Origin of the sequence: Rhizobium sp. GCM10022189 (genome assembly GCF_042656325.1) — a bacterium.
GTDB lineage: Bacteria > Pseudomonadota > Alphaproteobacteria > Rhizobiales > Rhizobiaceae > Rhizobium.
In genome coordinates this window covers 205077-223536 of record NZ_JBHSOR010000049.1, presented here as the reverse complement: position 1 = coordinate 223536, position 18460 = coordinate 205077, and the positions used below count along the sequence as shown (strand labels likewise).

At 62.7% G+C, this 18460-nt stretch carries 22 protein-coding genes; 12 read left to right on the top strand and 10 right to left on the bottom strand.

Features of this window, described 5'->3' with window-relative positions; all coding sequences use genetic code 11:
- Positions 1–6: 6 nt before the first annotated feature.
- Complete coding sequence (locus ACFPWW_RS22180) at positions 7–906, top strand: metal ABC transporter substrate-binding protein (protein WP_377313227.1); 900 nt, start codon at positions 7–9, stop codon at positions 904–906.
- 11 nt (positions 907–917) lie between these two features.
- On the opposite strand, the gene ACFPWW_RS22175 is transcribed toward ACFPWW_RS22180, so the two are convergent.
- The 5 genes from ACFPWW_RS22175 to thrC form a co-directional block, all read right to left on the bottom strand.
- A complete protein-coding gene (locus ACFPWW_RS22175) occupies positions 918–1226 on the bottom strand; it encodes a Dabb family protein (protein ID WP_112568353.1) in 309 nt (102 codons plus the stop codon).
- A gap of 114 nt (positions 1227–1340) precedes the next feature.
- Complete coding sequence (locus ACFPWW_RS22170) at positions 1341–4253, bottom strand: EAL domain-containing protein (protein ID WP_112568355.1); 2913 nt, start codon at positions 4251–4253, stop codon at positions 1341–1343.
- Complete coding sequence (locus ACFPWW_RS22165) at positions 4250–4864, bottom strand: GNAT family N-acetyltransferase (protein ID WP_377313226.1); 615 nt, start codon at positions 4862–4864, stop codon at positions 4250–4252. The genes ACFPWW_RS22170 and ACFPWW_RS22165 overlap by 4 nt, the downstream gene beginning before the upstream one ends.
- A 27-nt stretch (positions 4865–4891) precedes the next feature.
- Positions 4892–6190: a M16 family metallopeptidase gene (locus ACFPWW_RS22160; protein WP_112568359.1), complete on the bottom strand. Its 1299-nt coding sequence runs from the start codon at positions 6188–6190 to the stop codon at positions 4892–4894.
- Positions 6191–6217: 27 nt separating this feature from the next.
- Complete coding sequence (gene thrC / locus ACFPWW_RS22155) at positions 6218–7618, bottom strand: threonine synthase (RefSeq protein ID WP_377313225.1); 1401 nt, start codon at positions 7616–7618, stop codon at positions 6218–6220.
- 265 nt (positions 7619–7883) lie between these two features.
- Here thrC and ACFPWW_RS22150 point away from each other — a divergent pair, with 265 nt between their 5' ends.
- Positions 7884–8561 (top strand): hypothetical protein, encoded by a 678-nt coding sequence (locus tag ACFPWW_RS22150; RefSeq protein WP_377313825.1) that lies wholly within the window; start codon positions 7884–7886, stop codon positions 8559–8561.
- Between the two features lie 246 nt (positions 8562–8807).
- Here ACFPWW_RS22150 and ACFPWW_RS22145 read toward each other — a convergent pair whose 3' ends face one another.
- Positions 8808–9497 carry an HAD-IA family hydrolase gene (locus ACFPWW_RS22145; protein WP_112758221.1) on the bottom strand — a complete coding sequence of 230 codons (690 nt, stop codon included), beginning with the start codon at positions 9495–9497 and terminating at the stop codon, positions 8808–8810.
- A 160-nt stretch (positions 9498–9657) separates the two neighbouring features.
- On the opposite strand from ACFPWW_RS22145, the gene ACFPWW_RS22140 reads away from it, so the two are divergent.
- The 3 genes from ACFPWW_RS22140 to ACFPWW_RS22130 all read left to right on the top strand — a co-directional run bounded on the left by ACFPWW_RS22140 (position 9658) and on the right by ACFPWW_RS22130 (position 11532).
- Positions 9658–10329, top strand: a complete 672-nt coding sequence (locus tag ACFPWW_RS22140; RefSeq protein WP_112568367.1) for a GntR family transcriptional regulator — start codon at positions 9658–9660, stop codon at positions 10327–10329.
- Between the two features lie 191 nt (positions 10330–10520).
- A complete protein-coding gene (locus ACFPWW_RS22135; RefSeq protein WP_377313224.1) occupies positions 10521–11102 on the top strand; it encodes a biotin transporter BioY in 582 nt (193 codons plus the stop codon).
- A 4-nt stretch (positions 11103–11106) separates the two neighbouring features.
- Positions 11107–11532 carry a DUF1284 domain-containing protein gene (locus ACFPWW_RS22130; RefSeq protein WP_112568746.1) on the top strand — a complete coding sequence of 142 codons (426 nt, stop codon included), beginning with the start codon at positions 11107–11109 and terminating at the stop codon, positions 11530–11532.
- Here ACFPWW_RS22130 and ACFPWW_RS22125 read toward each other — a convergent pair.
- Entirely contained in the window at positions 11529–12215 is a 687-nt protein-coding gene (locus ACFPWW_RS22125; RefSeq protein ID WP_113414462.1) for an ArsR/SmtB family transcription factor, read from the bottom strand. The genes ACFPWW_RS22130 and ACFPWW_RS22125 overlap by 4 nt on opposite strands.
- A 72-nt stretch (positions 12216–12287) precedes the next feature.
- Here ACFPWW_RS22125 and ACFPWW_RS22120 point away from each other — a divergent pair, with 72 nt between their 5' ends.
- The 3 genes from ACFPWW_RS22120 to ACFPWW_RS22110 all read left to right on the top strand — a co-directional run bounded on the left by ACFPWW_RS22120 (position 12288) and on the right by ACFPWW_RS22110 (position 14253).
- Complete coding sequence (locus ACFPWW_RS22120; protein WP_113414461.1) at positions 12288–12617, top strand: NIPSNAP family protein; 330 nt, start codon at positions 12288–12290, stop codon at positions 12615–12617.
- Positions 12614–12973, top strand: a complete 360-nt coding sequence (locus ACFPWW_RS22115) for an antibiotic biosynthesis monooxygenase family protein (protein WP_377313223.1) — start codon at positions 12614–12616, stop codon at positions 12971–12973. The genes ACFPWW_RS22120 and ACFPWW_RS22115 overlap by 4 nt, the downstream gene beginning before the upstream one ends.
- Before the next feature lie 149 nt (positions 12974–13122).
- Entirely contained in the window at positions 13123–14253 is a 1131-nt protein-coding gene (locus tag ACFPWW_RS22110; protein WP_112568377.1) for a site-specific DNA-methyltransferase, read from the top strand.
- A gap of 175 nt (positions 14254–14428) precedes the next feature.
- Here ACFPWW_RS22110 and ACFPWW_RS22105 read toward each other — a convergent pair whose 3' ends face one another.
- Genes ACFPWW_RS22105 through mutY form a run of 3 tightly spaced genes read right to left on the bottom strand, consistent with a single transcriptional unit; the run spans position 14429 to position 16506 of the window.
- Positions 14429–14794 (bottom strand): nuclear transport factor 2 family protein, encoded by a 366-nt coding sequence (locus ACFPWW_RS22105; protein ID WP_112704292.1) that lies wholly within the window; start codon positions 14792–14794, stop codon positions 14429–14431.
- Between the two features lie 3 nt (positions 14795–14797).
- Positions 14798–15412 (bottom strand): HAD family hydrolase, encoded by a 615-nt coding sequence (locus ACFPWW_RS22100; RefSeq protein WP_112568381.1) that lies wholly within the window; start codon positions 15410–15412, stop codon positions 14798–14800.
- A 2-nt stretch (positions 15413–15414) separates the two neighbouring features.
- The gene (mutY, locus tag ACFPWW_RS22095) at positions 15415–16506 is read right to left on the bottom strand and encodes an A/G-specific adenine glycosylase (protein ID WP_377313222.1); all 1092 of its coding nucleotides are present in this window, start codon (positions 16504–16506) and stop codon (positions 15415–15417) included.
- Between the two features lie 97 nt (positions 16507–16603).
- On the opposite strand from mutY, the gene ACFPWW_RS22090 reads away from it, so the two are divergent.
- From ACFPWW_RS22090 to ACFPWW_RS22075, 4 genes are all read left to right on the top strand, one after another.
- Positions 16604–17092, top strand: a complete 489-nt coding sequence (locus tag ACFPWW_RS22090) for a DUF721 domain-containing protein (RefSeq protein ID WP_377313221.1) — start codon at positions 16604–16606, stop codon at positions 17090–17092.
- Positions 17093–17150: 58 nt separating this feature from the next.
- Positions 17151–17375 (top strand): DUF6290 family protein, encoded by a 225-nt coding sequence (locus ACFPWW_RS22085; RefSeq protein WP_112568387.1) that lies wholly within the window; start codon positions 17151–17153, stop codon positions 17373–17375.
- Positions 17359–17628: a type II toxin-antitoxin system RelE family toxin gene (locus tag ACFPWW_RS22080; protein WP_377313220.1), complete on the top strand. Its 270-nt coding sequence runs from the start codon at positions 17359–17361 to the stop codon at positions 17626–17628. The genes ACFPWW_RS22085 and ACFPWW_RS22080 overlap by 17 nt, the downstream gene beginning before the upstream one ends.
- A gap of 139 nt (positions 17629–17767) precedes the next feature.
- On the top strand, positions 17768–18460 hold the full coding sequence (locus tag ACFPWW_RS22075; protein WP_112568391.1) for a DsbA family protein: 693 nt from the start codon (positions 17768–17770) through the stop codon (positions 18458–18460).

Here is an 18460-nt window from a genome sequence, read left to right as displayed (position 1 = left end):
ATACCAATGATACCCCGCAGACTGCTTCTTTCCGCCGCCTTGCCCCTGATGATGGCGTTTTCGGCCGTGCCGGCTTCGGCCGAAACACTGAAAGTCGTTGCCTCCTTCACGGTGCTTGCCGACGTCGTTCGCCAGGTCGGCGGCGATCACGTCAAGGTCACGAGCCTTGTCGGCCCGAACGGCGACCCCCACGAATTCGAGCCGTCGCCGGCCGATGCCAAGGCGCTGAACGCGGCCAAAGTCACCTTTGTCAGCGGCGAGGGGCTGGAAGGCTGGATGGATCGCCTCATCACCGCGTCCGGCTATAAGGGCAAGCCGGTCACGGTTTCAGAGGGCATCAACACCCGCACCATGGAGGAGGACGGCAAGACCGTCACCGATCCGCATGTCTGGAACAGCCCCGTCAATGTGAAAGTCTGGGTCGCCAATATCGAGAAGGCGCTGTCGGAGGCCGATCCGGCCGATGCTGCGGCCTATAAGGCCAATGCCGAAAAATATGCCGCCAAGCTCGACGAACTGGACGCCTATGCCCATTCCAAATTCGACAGGATCGCCGATCGCAGCCGCAAGGTGCTGACCAGCCACGACGCTTTCGGCTATTTCGGCCGCGAATATAACGTCAGCTTCCTTGCCCCCCTCGGCCTCTCGACCGAAAGCGAAGCATCGGCCGCCGACGTTTCCAAACTGATCGAGCAGATCAGGCAGGAACATGTGAAGACCTATTTCTTCGAAAATTCCAACGACCCGCGCCTCGTCAGGCAGGTCGCCAACTCAACCGGCGCGCAGCCCGGCGGCGAACTCTACGTCGAATCGCTGTCGGACGCGAAGGGGCCTGCCCCGACCTATGAGAAGATGTTCCGCTACAATGTCGACCAGCTCGCCGCCGCCATGGTGAAATCGAGCTGATCTCCGGGGCCTCAAAGCACGAGATCGAAGACCAGCAGGCCGGCCAGGCCTCCATCCGTCGACGTAACGATACGTTCGCCGACCACCACATGCTCGGGATGCACGAGATAGGCGTCCCGAGCCTGCGGGCTCTCGAAAGTCACGGCAAAGCCGTCGACGAAACCGCCATGCAGCCCCTCGGGCGAGACATTCGGCCCGTATTTGATATCCAGGATGCCCGGTATCACCTGCTTCAACGCCACGATGGCCTCGAACAGCGCCTGCTTGTCATCAGGCGTCATGGCGCTTTTCAGCCGCATGAATACGCAGTGCAGGATCATAGGGTGCCTCCCGGTTGTGTTTTTTGGCAGAATAGCGGTCACGGCGGTGAGGGCAAGGCGGCAGGCCGCGTCCTGCCCACATTCCCCAAGGGCGCAGACCTGAGCGAAATCCGCTCAGGCCCGCTTGGTCAGCGGAAAGCGTTCCCGCAGCAGCCGCAGCACCGATTCCGACGGCATCGGCGGGCCGAAGAGATAGCTCTGGCCGTAGCTGCAGCCCATCTTGGCAAGCTCGATCGCATCCTCGTTGGATTCGATGCCTTCGGCGACCACCTTCATCTCCAGCTCGCGCGCCATCGAAATGACCGATCTCAGCACGGTTGCCTTCTTGTCGCTGTCGTCGCGCACCAGCGCCTTGTCGAGCTTGATCGTGTCGAAGGGGAAGCGGGTGAGATAGGCGAGCGAGGAATAGCCGGTGCCGAAATCGTCGAGCGCCAGGCCGAGGCCGGCTTCCTTCAGCTTCTGCAGCACGAGGCGCGCCTGTTCCGGATTTTCCATGACCATGGATTCCGTCAGTTCCAGCTTCAGCCGTGCCGGATCGCAATGGGTCTTTGCCAGCACCGAACGGACGTCGTCGTAAAGCTCGTTGTTGAGAAGCTGCACGCTCGACAGATTGATGGAAACGAAGATCGGCAGTTCGCCGGTCTGGTTCTGCCATGCCATCAGGTCGTTGGTCGCCTGTTCCAGCGCGAAGATGCCGAGCGCGCCGATAATGTCGGAGGCCTCGGCGATCGGGATGAATTCCGACGGCGGGATATTGCCGCGCTTGGGATGTTCCCAGCGCATCAGCGCCTCGAAGCCGGCAATCTCGACATCCTCCAGCCTGGCGATCGGCTGGTAGACCATCGAAAGCTCCTTGCGCTCGATGGCGCGGCGCAGATCGGATTCGAGCTGCAGGCGGTCCGTGCCGAAATCGCGGAAGGCAGGCTGGAAGGGCTCGACGCGGTTGCCCCCGGCGCGTTTGGCCCGGTACATGGCAAGTTCGGCATCGCTGAGCAGGCCCGACGCGCTTTCCTGCTGGTCCACCCAGGAGGTGAGGCCGATCGAGGCGGTTAGGATGATCTCGCGGTTGGAGAAATTGATCGGCACCATGATCGCCTTGCTCATCGCGTCGGCGAAATCGGCAACCTTGGCCGGATCGTGCTCGGACACGAGGATGAGGCCGAACTGGTCGCCGGAAAGCCGCGCCAGCGTATCCTGCGGCTTCAGCAGGCGGCGCAGGCGCCGCGTGAGCGCGATCAGGATATTGTCGCCGGCAGCCACCCCGAGGGAATCGTTGACCAGCTTGTAGCGGTCGATATCGATCACCATGACAGTCGGGCGCAGCGTCTCGCCGCCCGGCGCGAGCGTCAGCACCGACTGCAGGCGGTCGAGGAAGACCTGCCGGTTCGGCAGGCCCGTCAGGTTGTCGTGCAGCGCATCGTGCAGCAGCCGCTCGACCGAATTCTTCTGCTCGGTCACGTCGACGATCGTGCCGACGCAGCGGATGATCTCGCCGTTCGAGCCGAGAACCGGCCGGGCGCGGATGAGCAGCCAGTGGAAATGCCCGTCTTCGGCGCGGATGCGGAACTCGTGGTTCAGGCGCCCGCGGCGATGCTCGAGGAGTACGTCCAGCGTCGCCCGGAAACGGTCGCGGTCGTCAGGATGCAGCCGCGGCAGCCAGTTGCGCGCCGCCCCGTGCATCGTGCCCGGCGAAAGGCCGAGTTTGACGGAAACGTCGGGAATGGTGACGACGCGGTCGCGCGCCACGTCCCAGTCCCAGACCATGTCGCCGGAGCCCGTCAGCGCCAATGACTGGCGCTCGAGATCGGAAAACAGCCCCTGCTGGAAGGCGCCGCCCGCAAAGGCATGCTGCATGACCGTAAAGCCGATCAGGAGCACGATGAGCACGAGGCCGCCGCCAAGTGCGGGCTGGATGATGTCGTTGTCGAGCCGGCCCGTGATCGTCAGCCACGCGCCGAACAGCCACACCAGCGTCAGCGCCCAGGCAGGCACCAGCAGGATGGCGCGGTCATAGCGGTTGAAGCCGAGATAGATGATGAGCAGCAGGCCCGTCGCTGCCGTCAGCGCGAAGGAGAGCCGCGCAATACCGGCCGCAATCGACGGATCGTAGATCGCGACGCCGAAGAGCAGCGCAAGGCCCAGCACCCAGGCAAGCGTGGCATAACCCAGATGCACATGCCATCGGTTGAGATTGAGATAGGTGAACAGGAAGATCACGAAACTGGAGGCGAGCGCCACCTCCGCACAGGCGCGCCATATTCGTTGATCCGCCGAGGCGACGCTGATGAGCTTTCCGAGAAAGCCGAAATCGACGCAGATATAGCCGAGCACCGCCCAGGCGAGTGCTGCCGTCGCCGGCAGCATGGAGGTGCCCTTGACGACGAAAAGGATCGTCAGGAATACGGCCAGCAGGCCGGCAATGCCGAGCACGATGCCGCGGTAGAGCGTAAACGCGTTGATCGTATCCTTGTAGGCGTCCGGCTCCCACAGATAGATCTGCGGCAGGTCGGGTGTCGCAAGCTCGGCAACGAAAGTGATGACGGCGCCGGGGTTCAGCGTGATGCGGAAGACGTCGGCCTCGTCGCTCGGCTGGCGGTCGAGTGCGAAACCTTCGCTCGGCGTGATCGCGATGATACGCTGCGAGCCGAGGTCGGGCCAGAACAGCTTGGAATTGACGAGGCGGAAGTGCGGCGCGACGATGACGCGCTCCAGCTGCTCTTCCGAGACGTTGGCGAGCGCAAAGACCGCCCAGTCGCCCTGATGGTTTTCCGAGCTGGCGCGCACCTCGATGCGCCGGCGAATGCCGTCTGCGCCGGCGGCGGTGGAAACCTGGAAGGCCTCGCCCTGGTTGGCATAGATTTCCGTCGTGGCCGTCAGGTCCAGCGCCGTGTCGTCGCGGGAAATCTTGACCGGTTCGGCCGCCCGAGCGCTGCCAGCGACAAGCGCGAACAGCGACAGGAGAAGGGCTGCGATCACCGCGATCATTCGTCCGGACGGTGACGTCAGCAGCATGCGGTCTTTGGTCATCGGCTGTTGGGTTTCCTGCCTGTATCCGCGTCGGTGGCGAGGCGTGAAAACATCACGTGATCGTGCCACTGACCGTTGATCTTCAAATATCCGCGCAGGTAGCCTTCCCGCTGGAACCCGGCTTTCTCAAGCAGGCGAATGCTCCGTGCGTTGTCTGGAATACAGGCTGCTTCGATGCGGTGCAACTCAAGCCCGGCGAAGATATAGGGAATAACCAGTTCAAGTGCGGCGAACATGTGGCCCTGGCCGGCATAACGTTCGCCCATCCAGTAGCCGATCATGCAGCTCTGGGCCGCACCCCGGCGAATATAGCCGATGGTGATGCCGCCGACGAGCGTCATGTCCTTCTTCAGGAAGATGAAAAGCGGGATCGCCTGGCCCGAGGCATATTCCTGCTTGCCGCGGATCACGCGGGCGCGGAACGAACCTTCGGTCAGCTCGTCGCGCCGCCATGTCGGCTCCCAGGGCTCCAGAAAACGGCGGCTGTCGGAGCGCAGCCGGTGCCATTGGTTGAAATCCTGGTAGCGCGGCAGGCGCAGGATATATGTGTCGTTTTCGAGTTCGACTGCTTCAGGCTGTCGCGACAGGAACCGAAAAACCGATTTTGGCATCGATAACCCCCGGCGCAACGGATGCGGTCAGCGGCTTGCCTGCTTCGTCTTCGGTGCCGGAACCGAAAGCGAGGCGGTGATGTCTTCCATCGGAGCAAGCTGCTCGAGCGGGCCGATCGCCGAAAGCGTCGGCACGGTATCGTAGAACAGCCGGCCGGCAAGATCGGTCAGCCGCTCGATGGTGATGCCCTCCAGCCGCTCCATCATCTCCGGATTGGAGATCGGGCGGCCGTAGAGCATCATCTGCCGGGCGATCTGGCCGGCGCGGGCGGCAGGGCTCTCCTGGCCCATGAGAAGCTGGGCGCGGATCTGCGCGCGGGCGCGCTCGATTTCCTTCTGGTGAATGGTATCTGCCGACTTGTGCAACTCGTCGATGATGACGGGCACCAGTTCCGGCAGGTTTTCGCCGCCGGTTGCGGCATGGATGCCGAAGATGCCGGTATCGGAAAAGCCCCAGTGGAAGGCGTAGACGGAATAACAGAGGCCGCGGAATTCGCGTACTTCCTGGAACAGGCGCGACGACATGCCGCCGCCCAGAATATTGGCGAGGATCTGCGAGCAGTAGAAATCGCGGGCATGATAGGCCTTGCCCTCGAAGCCAAGCAGGATCTGCGCGTCCATGAGGTCGCGCGGCTCGCGCACATTGCCGCCGATATAGCGGGCGGTTTCCATGACCGGCGGCGCCGTGGGCTCACTCGGCAGGCCGGCAAAGCGGTCTTCGACCATGCGCACGAACTCGTCGTGATCGACGGCGCCGGTTGCGACGACGAACATGCGGTCGGTCGTATAGTTGCGGCCGAGATAGGCGCGGATCTGCTGCGGCGTGAAGGAAACGACGGTTTCCGGCGTGCCGAGGATCGGCCGGCCGAGCGTCTGGCCGCGATAGGCGACTTCCGAGAAGCGGTCGAAGACGACGTCGTCGGGCGTGTCATTGGCGGCGTTGATCTCCTGCAGGATGACCTGCTTCTCTCGCTCCAGCTCGTCTTCCTCGAAGGCGGATTCCGTCAGGATATCGGCCAGGATATCGACGGCGAGCGGCACGTGATCCTTCAGGACACGGGCGTAGTAGGAGGTCGTCTCGGTGGAGGTCGCCGCGTTCACTTCGCCGCCGACATCCTCGATTTCCTCGGCGATCTCGCGGGCCGAACGGCGCGCGGTTCCCTTGAAAGCCATATGTTCGAGCAGGTGGGCGATGCCGTGCTCGTCTTCCGTTTCGTTGCGCGAACCCGATTTGATCCAGACTCCGAGCGCGACGCTTTCCAGGTGCGGCATGGTCTGTGTGACTACTGTCAGCCCGGATTTGAGCCGGGTGCACTCAACTGTCATGTGCTATCTTTCTGCGCCTGCCGTCATCTAGCTGCGGGCATGCTTGCCGATAAAGGTTTCAACCGCTTTAAGCTCGGGCTCAATGATCTGGAAGCGCTCCTCCCTGTGCATCAGATCAGCAAGCCACGTCGGAAGCGCCGGGTCAATACCGGAGGCGGATTTTACGGCGGCGGGGAATTTCGCCGGATGGGCGGTGGCAAGCGTCACCATCGGGGTATCAGGCTTTTCCCGCTCGGCGGCGACGAAGACGCCGATCGCCGAATGCGGATCGAGCAGATAGCCGGTCTCGGCATAGGTCTTGCGGATCGTTTCGGCCACCTGGCGCTCGCTGGCGCGGCCGGCGCGGAAGTCCTTCCTGATGAACTTCAGCGCTTCGGGCGCGATCTCGAAACCGTTGGATTGCTTGAGGCTTTCCATGGCGGCGCGCACCTTGGAGGCGTCGCGGCCGTAGGCCTCGAACAACAGCCGTTCGAAATTGGAGGAGATCTGGATATCCATCGACGGCGAGGTCGTCGCCTTGACCGATTTCATGTCGTAGCGGCCGGTCTTGAGGGTGCGCGCCAGGATATCGTTCTCGTTGGTGGCGATCACGAGCTTGTCGATCGGCAGGCCCATGCGCTTGGCGCAGTAGCCGGCGAATATGTCGCCGAAATTCCCGGTCGGCACCGTAAACGAGATCTTCCGGTCCGGCCCGCCGAGCGCGATTGCCGTCGTGAAATAATAGACGATCTGGGCCATGATGCGTGCCCAATTGATCGAGTTGACGCCGGAAAGCCTCACCCTGTCGCGGAAGGCGGCATCGTTGAACATGGCTTTGACGAGGTTCTGGCAATCGTCGAAATTGCCCTCGACGGCCAGCGCATGCACGTTGGCGGCCCTGGATGTCGTCATCTGCCGCTGCTGCACCGGCGAAACCTTGCCGTGCGGGAAGAGGATGAAAATATCGGTGCGCTCGCGCCCGGCAAAGGCGTCGATTGCGGCACCACCGGTATCGCCCGAGGTGGCGCCGACGATGGTGGCGCGCTCGCCACGCTTTTCCAGCGCATAATCCATAAGGCGGGCGAGAAGCTGCATCGCCACGTCCTTGAAGGCGAGCGTCATGCCGTGGAACAGCTCCATGACGAAACTGTTCGGGCCTGTCTGCACAAGCGGCGCGATCGCCGGGTGGCGGAACGTGCCATAGGCCTCGTCGATCATCGCCCGGAACGTATCGTCAGGGATTTCGCCGTTGGTGAAGGGCGAAAGGATGGCAAACGCGATCTCCTGATAGGTCTTGCCGCGCAGCGCCCTGATTTCCTTTTTGGAAAAGCTCGGCCATTTGCGCGGAACGTAGAGCCCGCCGTCGCGCGCAAGCCCCGCCAGAAGGGCGTCGCAAAAGCCGAGGGAAGGGGCCTCGCCGCGGGTCGAGATATAGTCCACGTTCGTCATCCTTGATCTATGGCTGGAGAGTTTTCGGGCGGAAAACGGCCTGTCGTCGCGCCGCCGAAAAGAGGGAGCTTGCCGGCCTGCCGGGGCATTGTCGCAGGTATCCTATTGAAGTTGCCCGCATCCGGCGCCGAAAAGTGCATCAAAACGGTGCTTACCCAATCGATTTTTCTTTGCGCCGCTGATATAGACCATCGCCAACTGTCATGAAAGGCCTTGCGCGAAAGTCGCAGGCGCCTAGAAGAAAAGCGTTCGCAAGGGGTGGAATATCGTGCTCGGCAAGGTCTCTCGTCTCATCGTTTCCGCATCGCTCCTTGCCGCTCTTGCCGGATGCAATTCGCTAGGCCTCGGCGGCGACAGCAAGCCTGATGCGACGGCAGCGGCAAGCGGCCCGGCGCCGCTGCAGCCGAACGGCAACGCCCAGATCATGCCGGTCGCTCCGGCCAATCCGTCGTCGAACCAGACCCCGATCGGCACCGGCGTCACGGCGCAGGGCAATGTCGCTCCCGTCGTCCAGGGCGCCTGCCCGCAGATCTTCATGCGCGATCAGGACGCGATCTACCGCACCTACGCGAAGGGCGCAAAGACAGGCGACCCGCAGCAGGTGGTCTTCCAGGCCTCTTTCGGGGATTACACCCGCCAGTGCACGCTGAACGAAACGGCGCTGTCGATGACCGTCGTGGCCCAGCTTCGCCTCGTCGCCGGTCCGGGCGGAACGCCGGGTCCAGTCACGCTGCCGATCCGCATCTCCGTGCTGGACGGCCAGGACGTTCTGTCGTCGGAAGTCGTCAACTTCCCGACGCAGATTCCGCCGGGCTCGCCCGCCACGCAGGTCATCTTCCGCCACGAAGGCGTCAAGATGCCGGTCGGCTCGGGCGCACTGGTGCGCGTCAATGTCGGCTTCGACAATCAGCCCGCCAAGAATTCCAAGAAGAAGAGCAGCTAAAGCAATTCCAGCAAAAGCGTGAAGCGGTTTTGCGTCCGGAATTGCTTGGAAACAAAGGGATAGAGCATCCCGGGCGCTTCGATCCTCGCCGGAAATGCTCTGATCGCCACGCGCTGATATAGGCTCGGCTCTCGGCTCTCGGCTCTCGGCTCTTTGCGACGGCAAGGCCCGCTTTTGCAGGCAGGGGTCCGTTTTTTAAGAATGGGCCTGCCGCCCTGGAGGCGGCATCCGGCAAGACCGCTGCCCTTAGAGCACGCCTTCCCACTCGGCCAATGCGGCCACGACGCCCGGAAGGTCGTTCATGCGCGAAATCACCGTTTCCGCACCCGCATCCGTCAGCTTGTCGGCATGCGAGGGATAGGTGTGCGAGCCGCCGGTAAAGCCGATCACCCGCATGCCGGCAGCGCGCGCGGCATGGACGCCGTGGGTGGAATCCTCCACGACGACGGTCTTGGAAGGCGAAACGCCCATCTGGCTTGCGCCGTGCAGGAAGATATCCGGCTTCGGCTTGGCCCGGTCGGGGCCGAGATCCTTGGCGGAGAAGATATTGGGCGCAAAGAGTTTCTTGAGCCCCACTTTGCCCAGCATCATGTCGAGCCGCTGGCTTGAGGAATTCGAGCAGACGCAACGCTTCATCGCAAGGCGGCTGATGGCGAGTTCGACGCCGGGAATGGCCTGGACTTCCTGTTCGAGCCGGATATCCAGAAGCTTCTGCGACTGGTCGATGAGGGAGGCCGAGAGCGGGATGCTGGCTTCGCGTTCGATCTGGAAGAGAATGTCCTTCCAGGTCAGGCCGGCGAAGCGCTCGTTCATTTCCTCGACGCTGATCGGGTAGCCCGCTTCCGTCAGCAGTGCCGATTCCACGTTTGCCGCGATGATTTCGGAATCGACCAGAACGCCGTCGCAGTCGAAGATGATGAGGTCGAAGCCGTCCATATACTCATGCCTTGTTCGGGGATGATGCGGCTTTACACGATGGCGGTCGAAAGCTCAACCGATGGCGGGGCATGGCTGGAATGCGCGCTGCGGGCAGCTTTGCGGGGTATGACTGTCATCCCACCTCGACAAGGCCCGCGGCGCTCGCTACTGGATGGCAATGAGCAGGGAACCCGAAGACAACACCATCGCCGCGCGTATCGCCCGCGTGCTTGCCGAACGCATCGTTCACGGCGAGCTTGCGCCCGGCGCCCGTCTTCGCCAGGACCATATTGCCGAGGAATTCGAGACCAGCCATGTGCCGGTGCGCGAGGCCTTCCGCCGGCTGGAGGCGCAGGGGCTGGCGATCAGCGAGCCGCGCCGCGGCGTTCGTGTCGCCTCCTTCGACCTCGCCGAAGTGCGCGAGGTGGCGGAAATGCGCGCCGCCCTCGAAGTGCTCGCCCTCAAACATGCCGCCCGCCACCTGACGCCCGCCATCCTCGACGCTGCGGAAGAGGCGACGCGCGAAGGCGATGCCGCCGCCGACGTGCATGCCTGGGAGGAGGCAAACCGCCGTTTCCACCGCCTCATCCTCACCCCCTGCGCCATGCCGCGCCTGCTGGCTGCAATCGACGACCTGCATGCCGCAAGCGCCCGCTTCCTCTTCTCGGCCTGGCGTTCGGGCTGGGAAAAGCGCACCGATCACGACCACCGCGCCATCCTTGCCGCCCTTCGCCAGGGCAAGGCGGAGGAGGCGGCCATTATCCTGCAGAAGCATGTGCAGTGGATCGGACGCGCACCGCAGCCTGCCCAGAAGGGCGGCGAGCGCGAAGCTTTTGCCATCGTCGGCTGATATCCGAAAAATTATAGATAATTTTGGAATGCGTGAAATGTCCTGATCTACAGTGTTCTCATGCAGATTCACGCTCGGCTGTTGTCCCCTCCTAACCGAAATTCGCGTGCTCTCTCTTGCGTTGCCGAAAAAACTCCGCCATCAAATAGATGGGAATCAAAAATTATCTATAATTTTGAAAGGAGAAATTCATGTCCCTCTCTGACCAGCCCCGTACCATCGTTTTCGATCCGCTGCGCCTTTCCGCCCGGTCGCTTGCGGTCAAGTACCTCTTCGTTCTCGCCGGCACGCTGGTGCTGGCGGCCGCCTCGCAGATCGCGGTGCCGATGGTGCCTGTTCCGATCACCATGCAGACCTTCGCCGTCACCATGATCGGCGCGCTCTACGGCTGGCGCCTCGGCACGCTCACGGTTCTTGCCTGGCTCGGCGAAGCCATGCTCGGCGCACCGGTCCTGGCAAACGGCTCCGGCGGATTTGCGCCCTTTGCCGGCCCGACGGCCGGTTATCTCGTCGCCTTTCCGCTGATGGCGCTGATGGTCGGCTGGCTCGCCGAACGTGGCTGGACCGGCGATAACATCGTCCGAAGCTTCACCGCCCATCTCGCCGCCAACATCTTCTGCCTCGCGCTCGGCGGCGTCTATCTCGCCTCCCTGATCGGCGCGGAAAAGGGCTGGCTGCTCGGCGTCGCCCCCTTCATTCTCGGCGGCGTGCTGAAATCCGCGCTTGCCGCAGCCGTGCTCAAGGGCATCCGTATCTATGGCGGCCGGGCATAGTGCCTTGACCGTCAGGCTGCGCGCCCACCATCTGCTCTGCATGCTGACATTCGTCGGTGAAGGCTACACTCCGGCCTTCACCGCCAATTACCGCCGCATCGCAGAGCGCCTCTCGGCCGGAGAGGAGATCGAAATCGTCTCCGGCCCCGACGATATCTGCGCACCGTTGATGTCGCAGTCCTCGGCCCATTGCCTTCTGCCCGGGCCGAAGGCCAGGGACGAAGCGGCCGCTGAGGCCGTCGCAAAGTTTCTCGGCGTGCGGATAGAGCAGGGCGCTCGCCTCATTCCCGACAAGGCCCTCCTGAAAAGGCTGCGCCGCGGTTTCGCGGCCGACCTCACCCGCAAGGCCTGCGAGGATTGCGAATGGAGCGAACTCTGCAGCACGGTCGCCCGCGACCGTTTCAGGAACACGCTGGTCGCGCCCTGTTAGCTCTCCAGCGGAAACAGCTTCAGAAACTGCCGCTCGCCTTCCGGTGAAAAGACCACCGAGCGGCTTTCCGGCACTCGCCGCGCCCAGCCCTTTTCCATGAAATTCGCAAGCAGCGCCTTGCCGAGGCTGCCGGCAAGATGGGCGCGGCGCTCGCTCCAGTCGAGGCAGGAGCGGCAGAGCGGACGGCGCGAGGATTTGAGGCTGCCGACGTCGATGCCGATACATTGCAGCTCGCTTTCGCCCTTGGGCGTTACCGCAAGCCCGTCGCCGATGGCGTCGATCGATCCCGAAGCGACGAGGTTGTCCAGCATGCGCACCCCGTAGTCGCCGGCCAGATGATCGTAGCAGATGCGCGCCTTGCGCAGCGCCGGGTCCTTCGGGCCGGGCTGGTGGCGCAGATGCCCGCGGCTGGCGGCAAGCCCCATCATGCTTTCGATCAGCCGGGCCACGGCCTCGTCGGCCAGCGTGAAATAGCGGTGCCGCCCCTGCTTGCGCTGCGCCAGCAAACCGCCGGTCTCCAGCTTCGACAGGTGGGTGCTGGCCGTCTGCAGCGTGATGCCGCCGGCCGCCGCAAGCTCGGTTGCCGTCAGCGCCCGGCCGCCGGTCAGCGCCGCCAGCATGTTGGCCCGCGCCGGGTCGCCGATGAGCGCGCCGATCTGCGCAATGTCGGGTCCTTCTTTCATACTTCGATCGTAACCGAAGCATTCTCGTGCCGCAATGTGCGAAAACGCCTTTGACACGAAAGGAGAAAACCGATGATCACCTGCTTCATCCGCTACGAGATCGACCCCTTCCGCAAGGAGGCTTTCGCCGAATATGCCCGCAACTGGGGACAGGCGATCCCGAGGAACGGCGCCGACCTGATCGGCTATTTCGGTCCGCACGAGGGCTCGGCGACGACGGCCTACGGCGTCTACAATATCGAAAGCCTCGCGGCCTACGAGGCCTATCGCGCAAGGCTTGCCGCCGATCCGCTCGGCCGGGAAAACTACGAATTTGCCCGCCGCGAACACTTCATCCTCAAGGAAGACCGCATCTTCCTGACGAATGTCTCGGCACCGCATGCGAAGCTGGTACTGCCGTGATCGCCGTCATCTTCGAGGTCATCCCCTATGTCGGCGAGCGCCACCGCTATCTGGACCTTGCCGGCGAACTCAGGTCCGAACTCGAGACGATCGACGGCTTCATCTCTGTCGAGCGTTTCGAGAGCCTGACGATGCGCGGCAAGATCCTCTCGCTCTCCTTCTTTCGCGACGAGGCGGCGGTGAAGGAATGGCGCAATCGCGAAGCCCATCGGGAAGCCCAGATGGCCGGCCGCAGCGGCATTTTCGCCGACTATCGCCTGCGCATCGGCCATATCGTCAGGGATTACGGCATGGTCGAGCGGGCCGGAGCGCCCGAGGACAGCCGGCGGACGCTCAGGCCGCAGGCGGCGGAGTGAAACCGGGGCGGGCCGAACCTCAGGTCCGCCTCCCGTTCGAACCCGAAGCGGAATATTTTCCCGAAACGGATCGGCGCTTCAGGCTTTAGTAACCAACTTGCGTAACCATAACGGAGAGTTAAGCGTAAAGCGTATGAGCGAGTATCTACATGGCGTCTGTTTTCCCGCTTGCCGATCTCAAGACTTCCGTAAAGCCGGGTTCTTGGATCGACACGATCATCAAGGGTGATTGCGTTGCAGCCCTTGAGGCTCTTCCGAACCAGTCGGTTGACGTCATTTTCGCCGATCCGCCCTACAACCTCCAGCTCGGCGGCACGCTGCACCGGCCGGACCAGTCGCTGGTCGATGCCGTCGACGACGAATGGGATCAGTTTGCCTCGTTCGAAGCCTATGACGCCTTCACCCGCGCCTGGCTGCTCGCCTGCCGCCGCGTGTTGAAGCCGACGGGCACGATCTGGGTCATCGGCTCCTATCACAATATTTTCCGCGTCGGCGCCACGCTGCAGGACCTGAATTTCTGGATCCTGAACGACATCGTCTGGCGCAAGACCAACCCGATGCCGAATTTCAAGGGCCGCCGTTTCCAGAACGCCCATGAGACGATGATCTGGGCAAGCCCCGATGCCAAGGCCAAGGGTTACACTTTCAATTACGATGCGATGAAGGCCGCCAATGACGACGTGCAGATGCGCTCGGACTGGCTCTTCCCGATCTGCAGCGGCAATGAGCGCCTGAAGGGCGAAGACGGCAAGAAGGTGCATCCGACGCAGAAGCCGGAAGCGCTGCTTGCCCGTGTCATCATGGCCTCCTCGAAACCCGGCGACATCATCCTCGACCCCTTCTTCGGCTCGGGAACGACCGGCGCCGTCGCCAAGCGTCTCGGCCGCCACTTCGTCGGCATCGAGCGCGAGCAGGACTATATCGATGCGGCATCCGCCCGCATCGCCGCCGTCGAGCCGCTCGGCAAGGCGGAACTGACCGTCATGACCGGCAAGAAGGCCGAAGCGCGCGTCGCCTTCAACGTGCTGGTCGAAAGCGGCCTCATCAAGCCCGGCCAAGTGCTGACCGATGCGAAACGCCGATACAGCGCCGTGGTGCGCGCCGACGGCACGGTCGCTTCCGGCGGCGAGGCCGGCTCCATTCATCGCCTTGGCGCGAAAGTGCAGGGCCTTGATGCATGCAACGGATGGACCTTCTGGCATTTCGACGACGGGCAATCCCTGCGCCCGATCGACGAATTGCGGTCCATCATCCGCAGCGACCTCGCAAAGGTGGATTGAGCCACATCCTTGCGAGGACGGGACGAAGCGTCTTCCGGTTTGTACCTCCAGTTACGGAAGACGCACAAAGGATGCCCGGGGCCGAAGACCCCGGGCTTCTTGTTTCAGGGCAATTTCGGCAACGCAGCAGGTCTGCGTGCGAGTTGCACAATGGCGATCGAGCTTCGATCCCGCCTCAGAAGTCCCGGTAGTCGGTCACATCGACGCGCGTGACCTTGCCGTCCTCGTTGAAGGTGATCGTTTCCTCGCCTTCGCGGATCAGCGGCTTGCCGGTCCTGCTATGCGTTGCCCGCACCGACCAGACGGCCCGGCCCGACAGCGGCGTCAGCGTTTCCACCAGCGAGTTTTCCGCCGTCTGATCCGGGTAGTCGTCGAAGTAACGGCGGAAGGCGGCCATGATCGCGGCCCGGCCGGCAAGGCTGCCGACGCCGTTCGAGACATAGGTCGCGTCTTCGGCGAACCAGTTCTCGATCTCGGGAAAATCGAGCGCGTTGATGGCCGCGTGAAAACGGTCGATGGCGGCGGCGGGATCGAAGGCCATGGCTTATGCCTTCAGCCCGAAGGTCGCGAGATCCGCCCGCAGCCTGTCGGCGCCGGTAAAGAGAACGGCGTTCCAGCCGGCCGCCTTGGCGCCCTCGACATTGGCCGGCGAGTCGTCGATGAAGATCGTGGCGGCCGGATCGAGGCCGAAGCTCTTCGCATGCGTTTCGTAAATCGCAATATCGGGCTTGATGAGGCCGATATCGCCGGAAACGGTGACGCCGCGCGGCTTCTTGAGGAAGGGGTAGCGCTCCTGCGCCTCGCGGAACGTGTCGGAGGCGAAATTCGTCAGCATCGTCACGTCCCGGCCTTCGTTTATGAAGCCTTCCATGATCGAAACGCTGTCCTCATAGGCATGCGGGACCATTTCGTGCCAGTTCTTGCGGAAGGCGCGGATATGCTCTTCGCGGGTCGGATGCTGCGCGATCAGCAATGCCTCGGCGTCCGCCCAGGTGCGGCCGCGGTCCTGCTCGATGTTCCAGTCGTGCGTGCAGACATTGGCGAAGAACCAGTTACGCTCGGCCTCGTCGGGAATAAGGCGGCTGAAAGGAATATTCGGATCGTAATGAATAAGAACTTTGCCAATATCGAAAACGATATGCTTGATGTCGGTTGCCATAATCATCCCTTGGCTGTTTTGAACGCGAGAGGAATAGCGGCTGCGATCGCTTTTTTCATGATAGTCGGCAGCGCCTGGGCTTCAAGATTTGTAACCGGCTCCCACCATCCGTCATCGGTTTGAACGCGTTCGCCAATCGCCACGCGGAAGATCGAAAGCCTGAGCTCGAAATGGGTAAAGACATGGGTGACGGTGCCGGCGCTTTCCCATCCGGCCTTGAAAGGCGCCGCTTCCGCAGAGGTTTCGCCGTCCTGCCGTGCCGTCCACGCCGTCGTCGGGATTTCCGTCATGCCGCCGAGAAGCCCGCTTTCGGCACGCCGCCGCAGCAGGATATCCCCATCGGACGTGACCGCCACGAAAGCCGCGCCGCGGCGGACCGGCTTTTCCTTCTTCGCGGCCTTGACCGGGAACCGTTCGGCATCGTGCAACCTCAGCGCCTCGCACGATCCGTTGAAAGGACAGAGCGAACAGGCCGGACGCTTCGGTGTGCAGATCGTGGCCCCGAGATCCATCATCGCCTGTGCGAAATCGCCGGGCCGGTCTTCCGGCGTCAGCAGCGCCACCTTCTGACGCATCAGCGGTTTTGCGGCCGGAAGCGGCGTGGCGATGGCATAGAGCCTCGAGATCACCCGCTCCACGTTGCCGTCCATAACGGCCGCCTGCCGGTTGAAGGCGATCGCCGCCACCGCCGCCGCCGTATAGTCGCCGATGCCGGGCAGGGCTTTCAGGCCCTCTTCGGTATCGGGAAAAATGCCGCCATGCTGGCTGGCAACGGCTTCGGCGCATTTCTTCAGGTTGCGCGCCCGCGCGTAATAGCCGAGCCCCGCCCAGGCCGCCATGACCTCTTCGCCCGGCGCCCGTGCGAGATCGATGACAGAAGGCCATTTTGCCAGGAAATTGGCGAAGTAGGGTTTGACCGCCTGCACCGTGGTCTGCTGCAGCATCACCTCCGACAGCCAGACATGATAGGGATCGGGCCTGACGCCGCGCCTTGCCATCGGCGGCGAAACCCGCCAGGGCAGGTCGCGGTGATGGCGGTCGTACCACTGGAGAAGAGGGGAGGCGGTGGGCGCGTCCGGTGTGCGTGTGCTCATTATTTGCCGCGGTCGGGGGAAGTGCTCTATACTTGGCGAAGCAAAGCGGCGCGATCAAGCCGGCGGCTTCGAACGGACGTCGCTTATCAGGGTTTAGATGACTTATCCACGCAAAGGTGAGAAGCAGATTTCCGAGCTGACGAACGGCATCATCGATCCCGTTCTCGCCCGCCGCGCCGGCATCAACAGCGCGCTGCTCGGCTCCTGGGACGAAATCGCCGGCGAGGATTTTGCCGATTGCACCCGGCCGGAAAAGATCGCCTGGGCGCGCGGCGGCGATGACGGCAGCTTTCGCCCCGGCGTGCTGACGGTTGGCTGCGAGGGCGCGCGTGCGCTTTTCCTCACCCATGCGCAGGGCGAACTGATCCAGCGCATCAACAGCTTCTTCGGCTTCGCCGCCGTCCACCAGCTCCGCATCGTCCAGAAGCCGGTCTACCAGCCGGTCAAACGCTCCCGCACTCCCCCGCCGCTGAAGGGCGAGGCCGCCCGCAGGCTGGAGGGCATGATGCAGGGCCTGGAGGACGAAAAGATCAGGCAGGCGATCGCGCGGCTTGGCACGGCGGTATTGGGCAAGCGGAGCAAATAGTTTCGTTTGATACCTGGCCCACAGAAATGCTATACATGTATAGCAAACGGAGGCTGCCATGCTTGCTTTAAGATTGCCGCCGGAGATTGAGGCTCGGCTGGACGCGCTTGCAAAACGCACCGGGCGAAGCAAAAGTTTCTATGCGCGCCAGGCCATTCTCGAACATCTTGACGATATGGAAGATGTCTTCCTTGCAGAGAAGCGCCTTGAGGAATTCCGCAAGGGAGAAACTGATACGGTCCCGCTTTCGGACTTGATGGCGCGGTATGGCGTGGAAAATTGAGTTTCACCGGGCTGCCGAGCGTGAACTCGAAAAGCTCGGCCGCGATGCCGCCGCTCGCATTCTCCGCTTTCTGAACGATCGCGTTGCAAGGCTCGATGATCCAAGATCGCTTGGAGAGGCGCTGAAAGGCTCTGAATTGGGAAGTTTCTGGAAATACCGGGTCGGAGACTATCGCGTGATCGCCGATATCGATGATGGCTCCGTCCGGATTTTGGTCGTGCGCGTCGGCAACCGGCGCGACGTCTATCGATAGGGCAAAATCCTGCTCTCTTTTCACTATTCGTCTTTCGCAGGTCACAATTCTTTGAAGAAAGTTGGCGAAGCGTGCCTTGTTAGCGGCTCTTGGCCGTTATATCGCACAAGCAGCTGCCACACTTGTTTATGGGGAACCCATGCGCATCTCTGAAATGCAATTGACGAAACGCCAGCTTCTGGGCGGTGTCGCCGCCGCAACCGCATCGATCGCGGTCTATGGGACGGCGCAGGCAGCCCCGGAAATCCCGCAGCCGGATGGCGATGTGGACATGGCCAAGGTCATGACGCCCGGCGCGCTGCCGGAAATGGCGCTCGGCAAGACCGATGCTCCGGTCAAGATCGTCGAATATATGTCGATGACCTGCCCGCATTGCGCCCATTTCCACAACACCACCTTCGATGCCATCAAGCAGAAATACGTCGATACCGGCAAGGTCGAGTTCGTGCTGCGCGAATTCCCTTTCGATCCGCGCGCCGCCGCCGCCTTCATGCTCGCCCGCTGCAACCCGCAGAAGCCGGAAGAGCTTGCGACGCCGGAACAGTATTTCCCGATGGTCGCCATGCTCTTCAAGCAGCAGCAGGTCTGGGCCGCTGCCGATGATGGCCGTGCGGCGCTGCTGCAGATGTCCAAGCTCGCCGGATTTACTGAGGATAGCTTCACGAAGTGCTTGACGAACCAGAAACTGCTGGATGAAGTGAATGCCACGCGGGAAAGGGGTTCCAAGGATTTTGGCGTCAACGCCACGCCGACGTTCCTCATCAATGGCAAGCGCTATTCTGGAGATATGCCGGTTGACACCATGTCGGCCCTCATCGACAGCCTCCTCTGA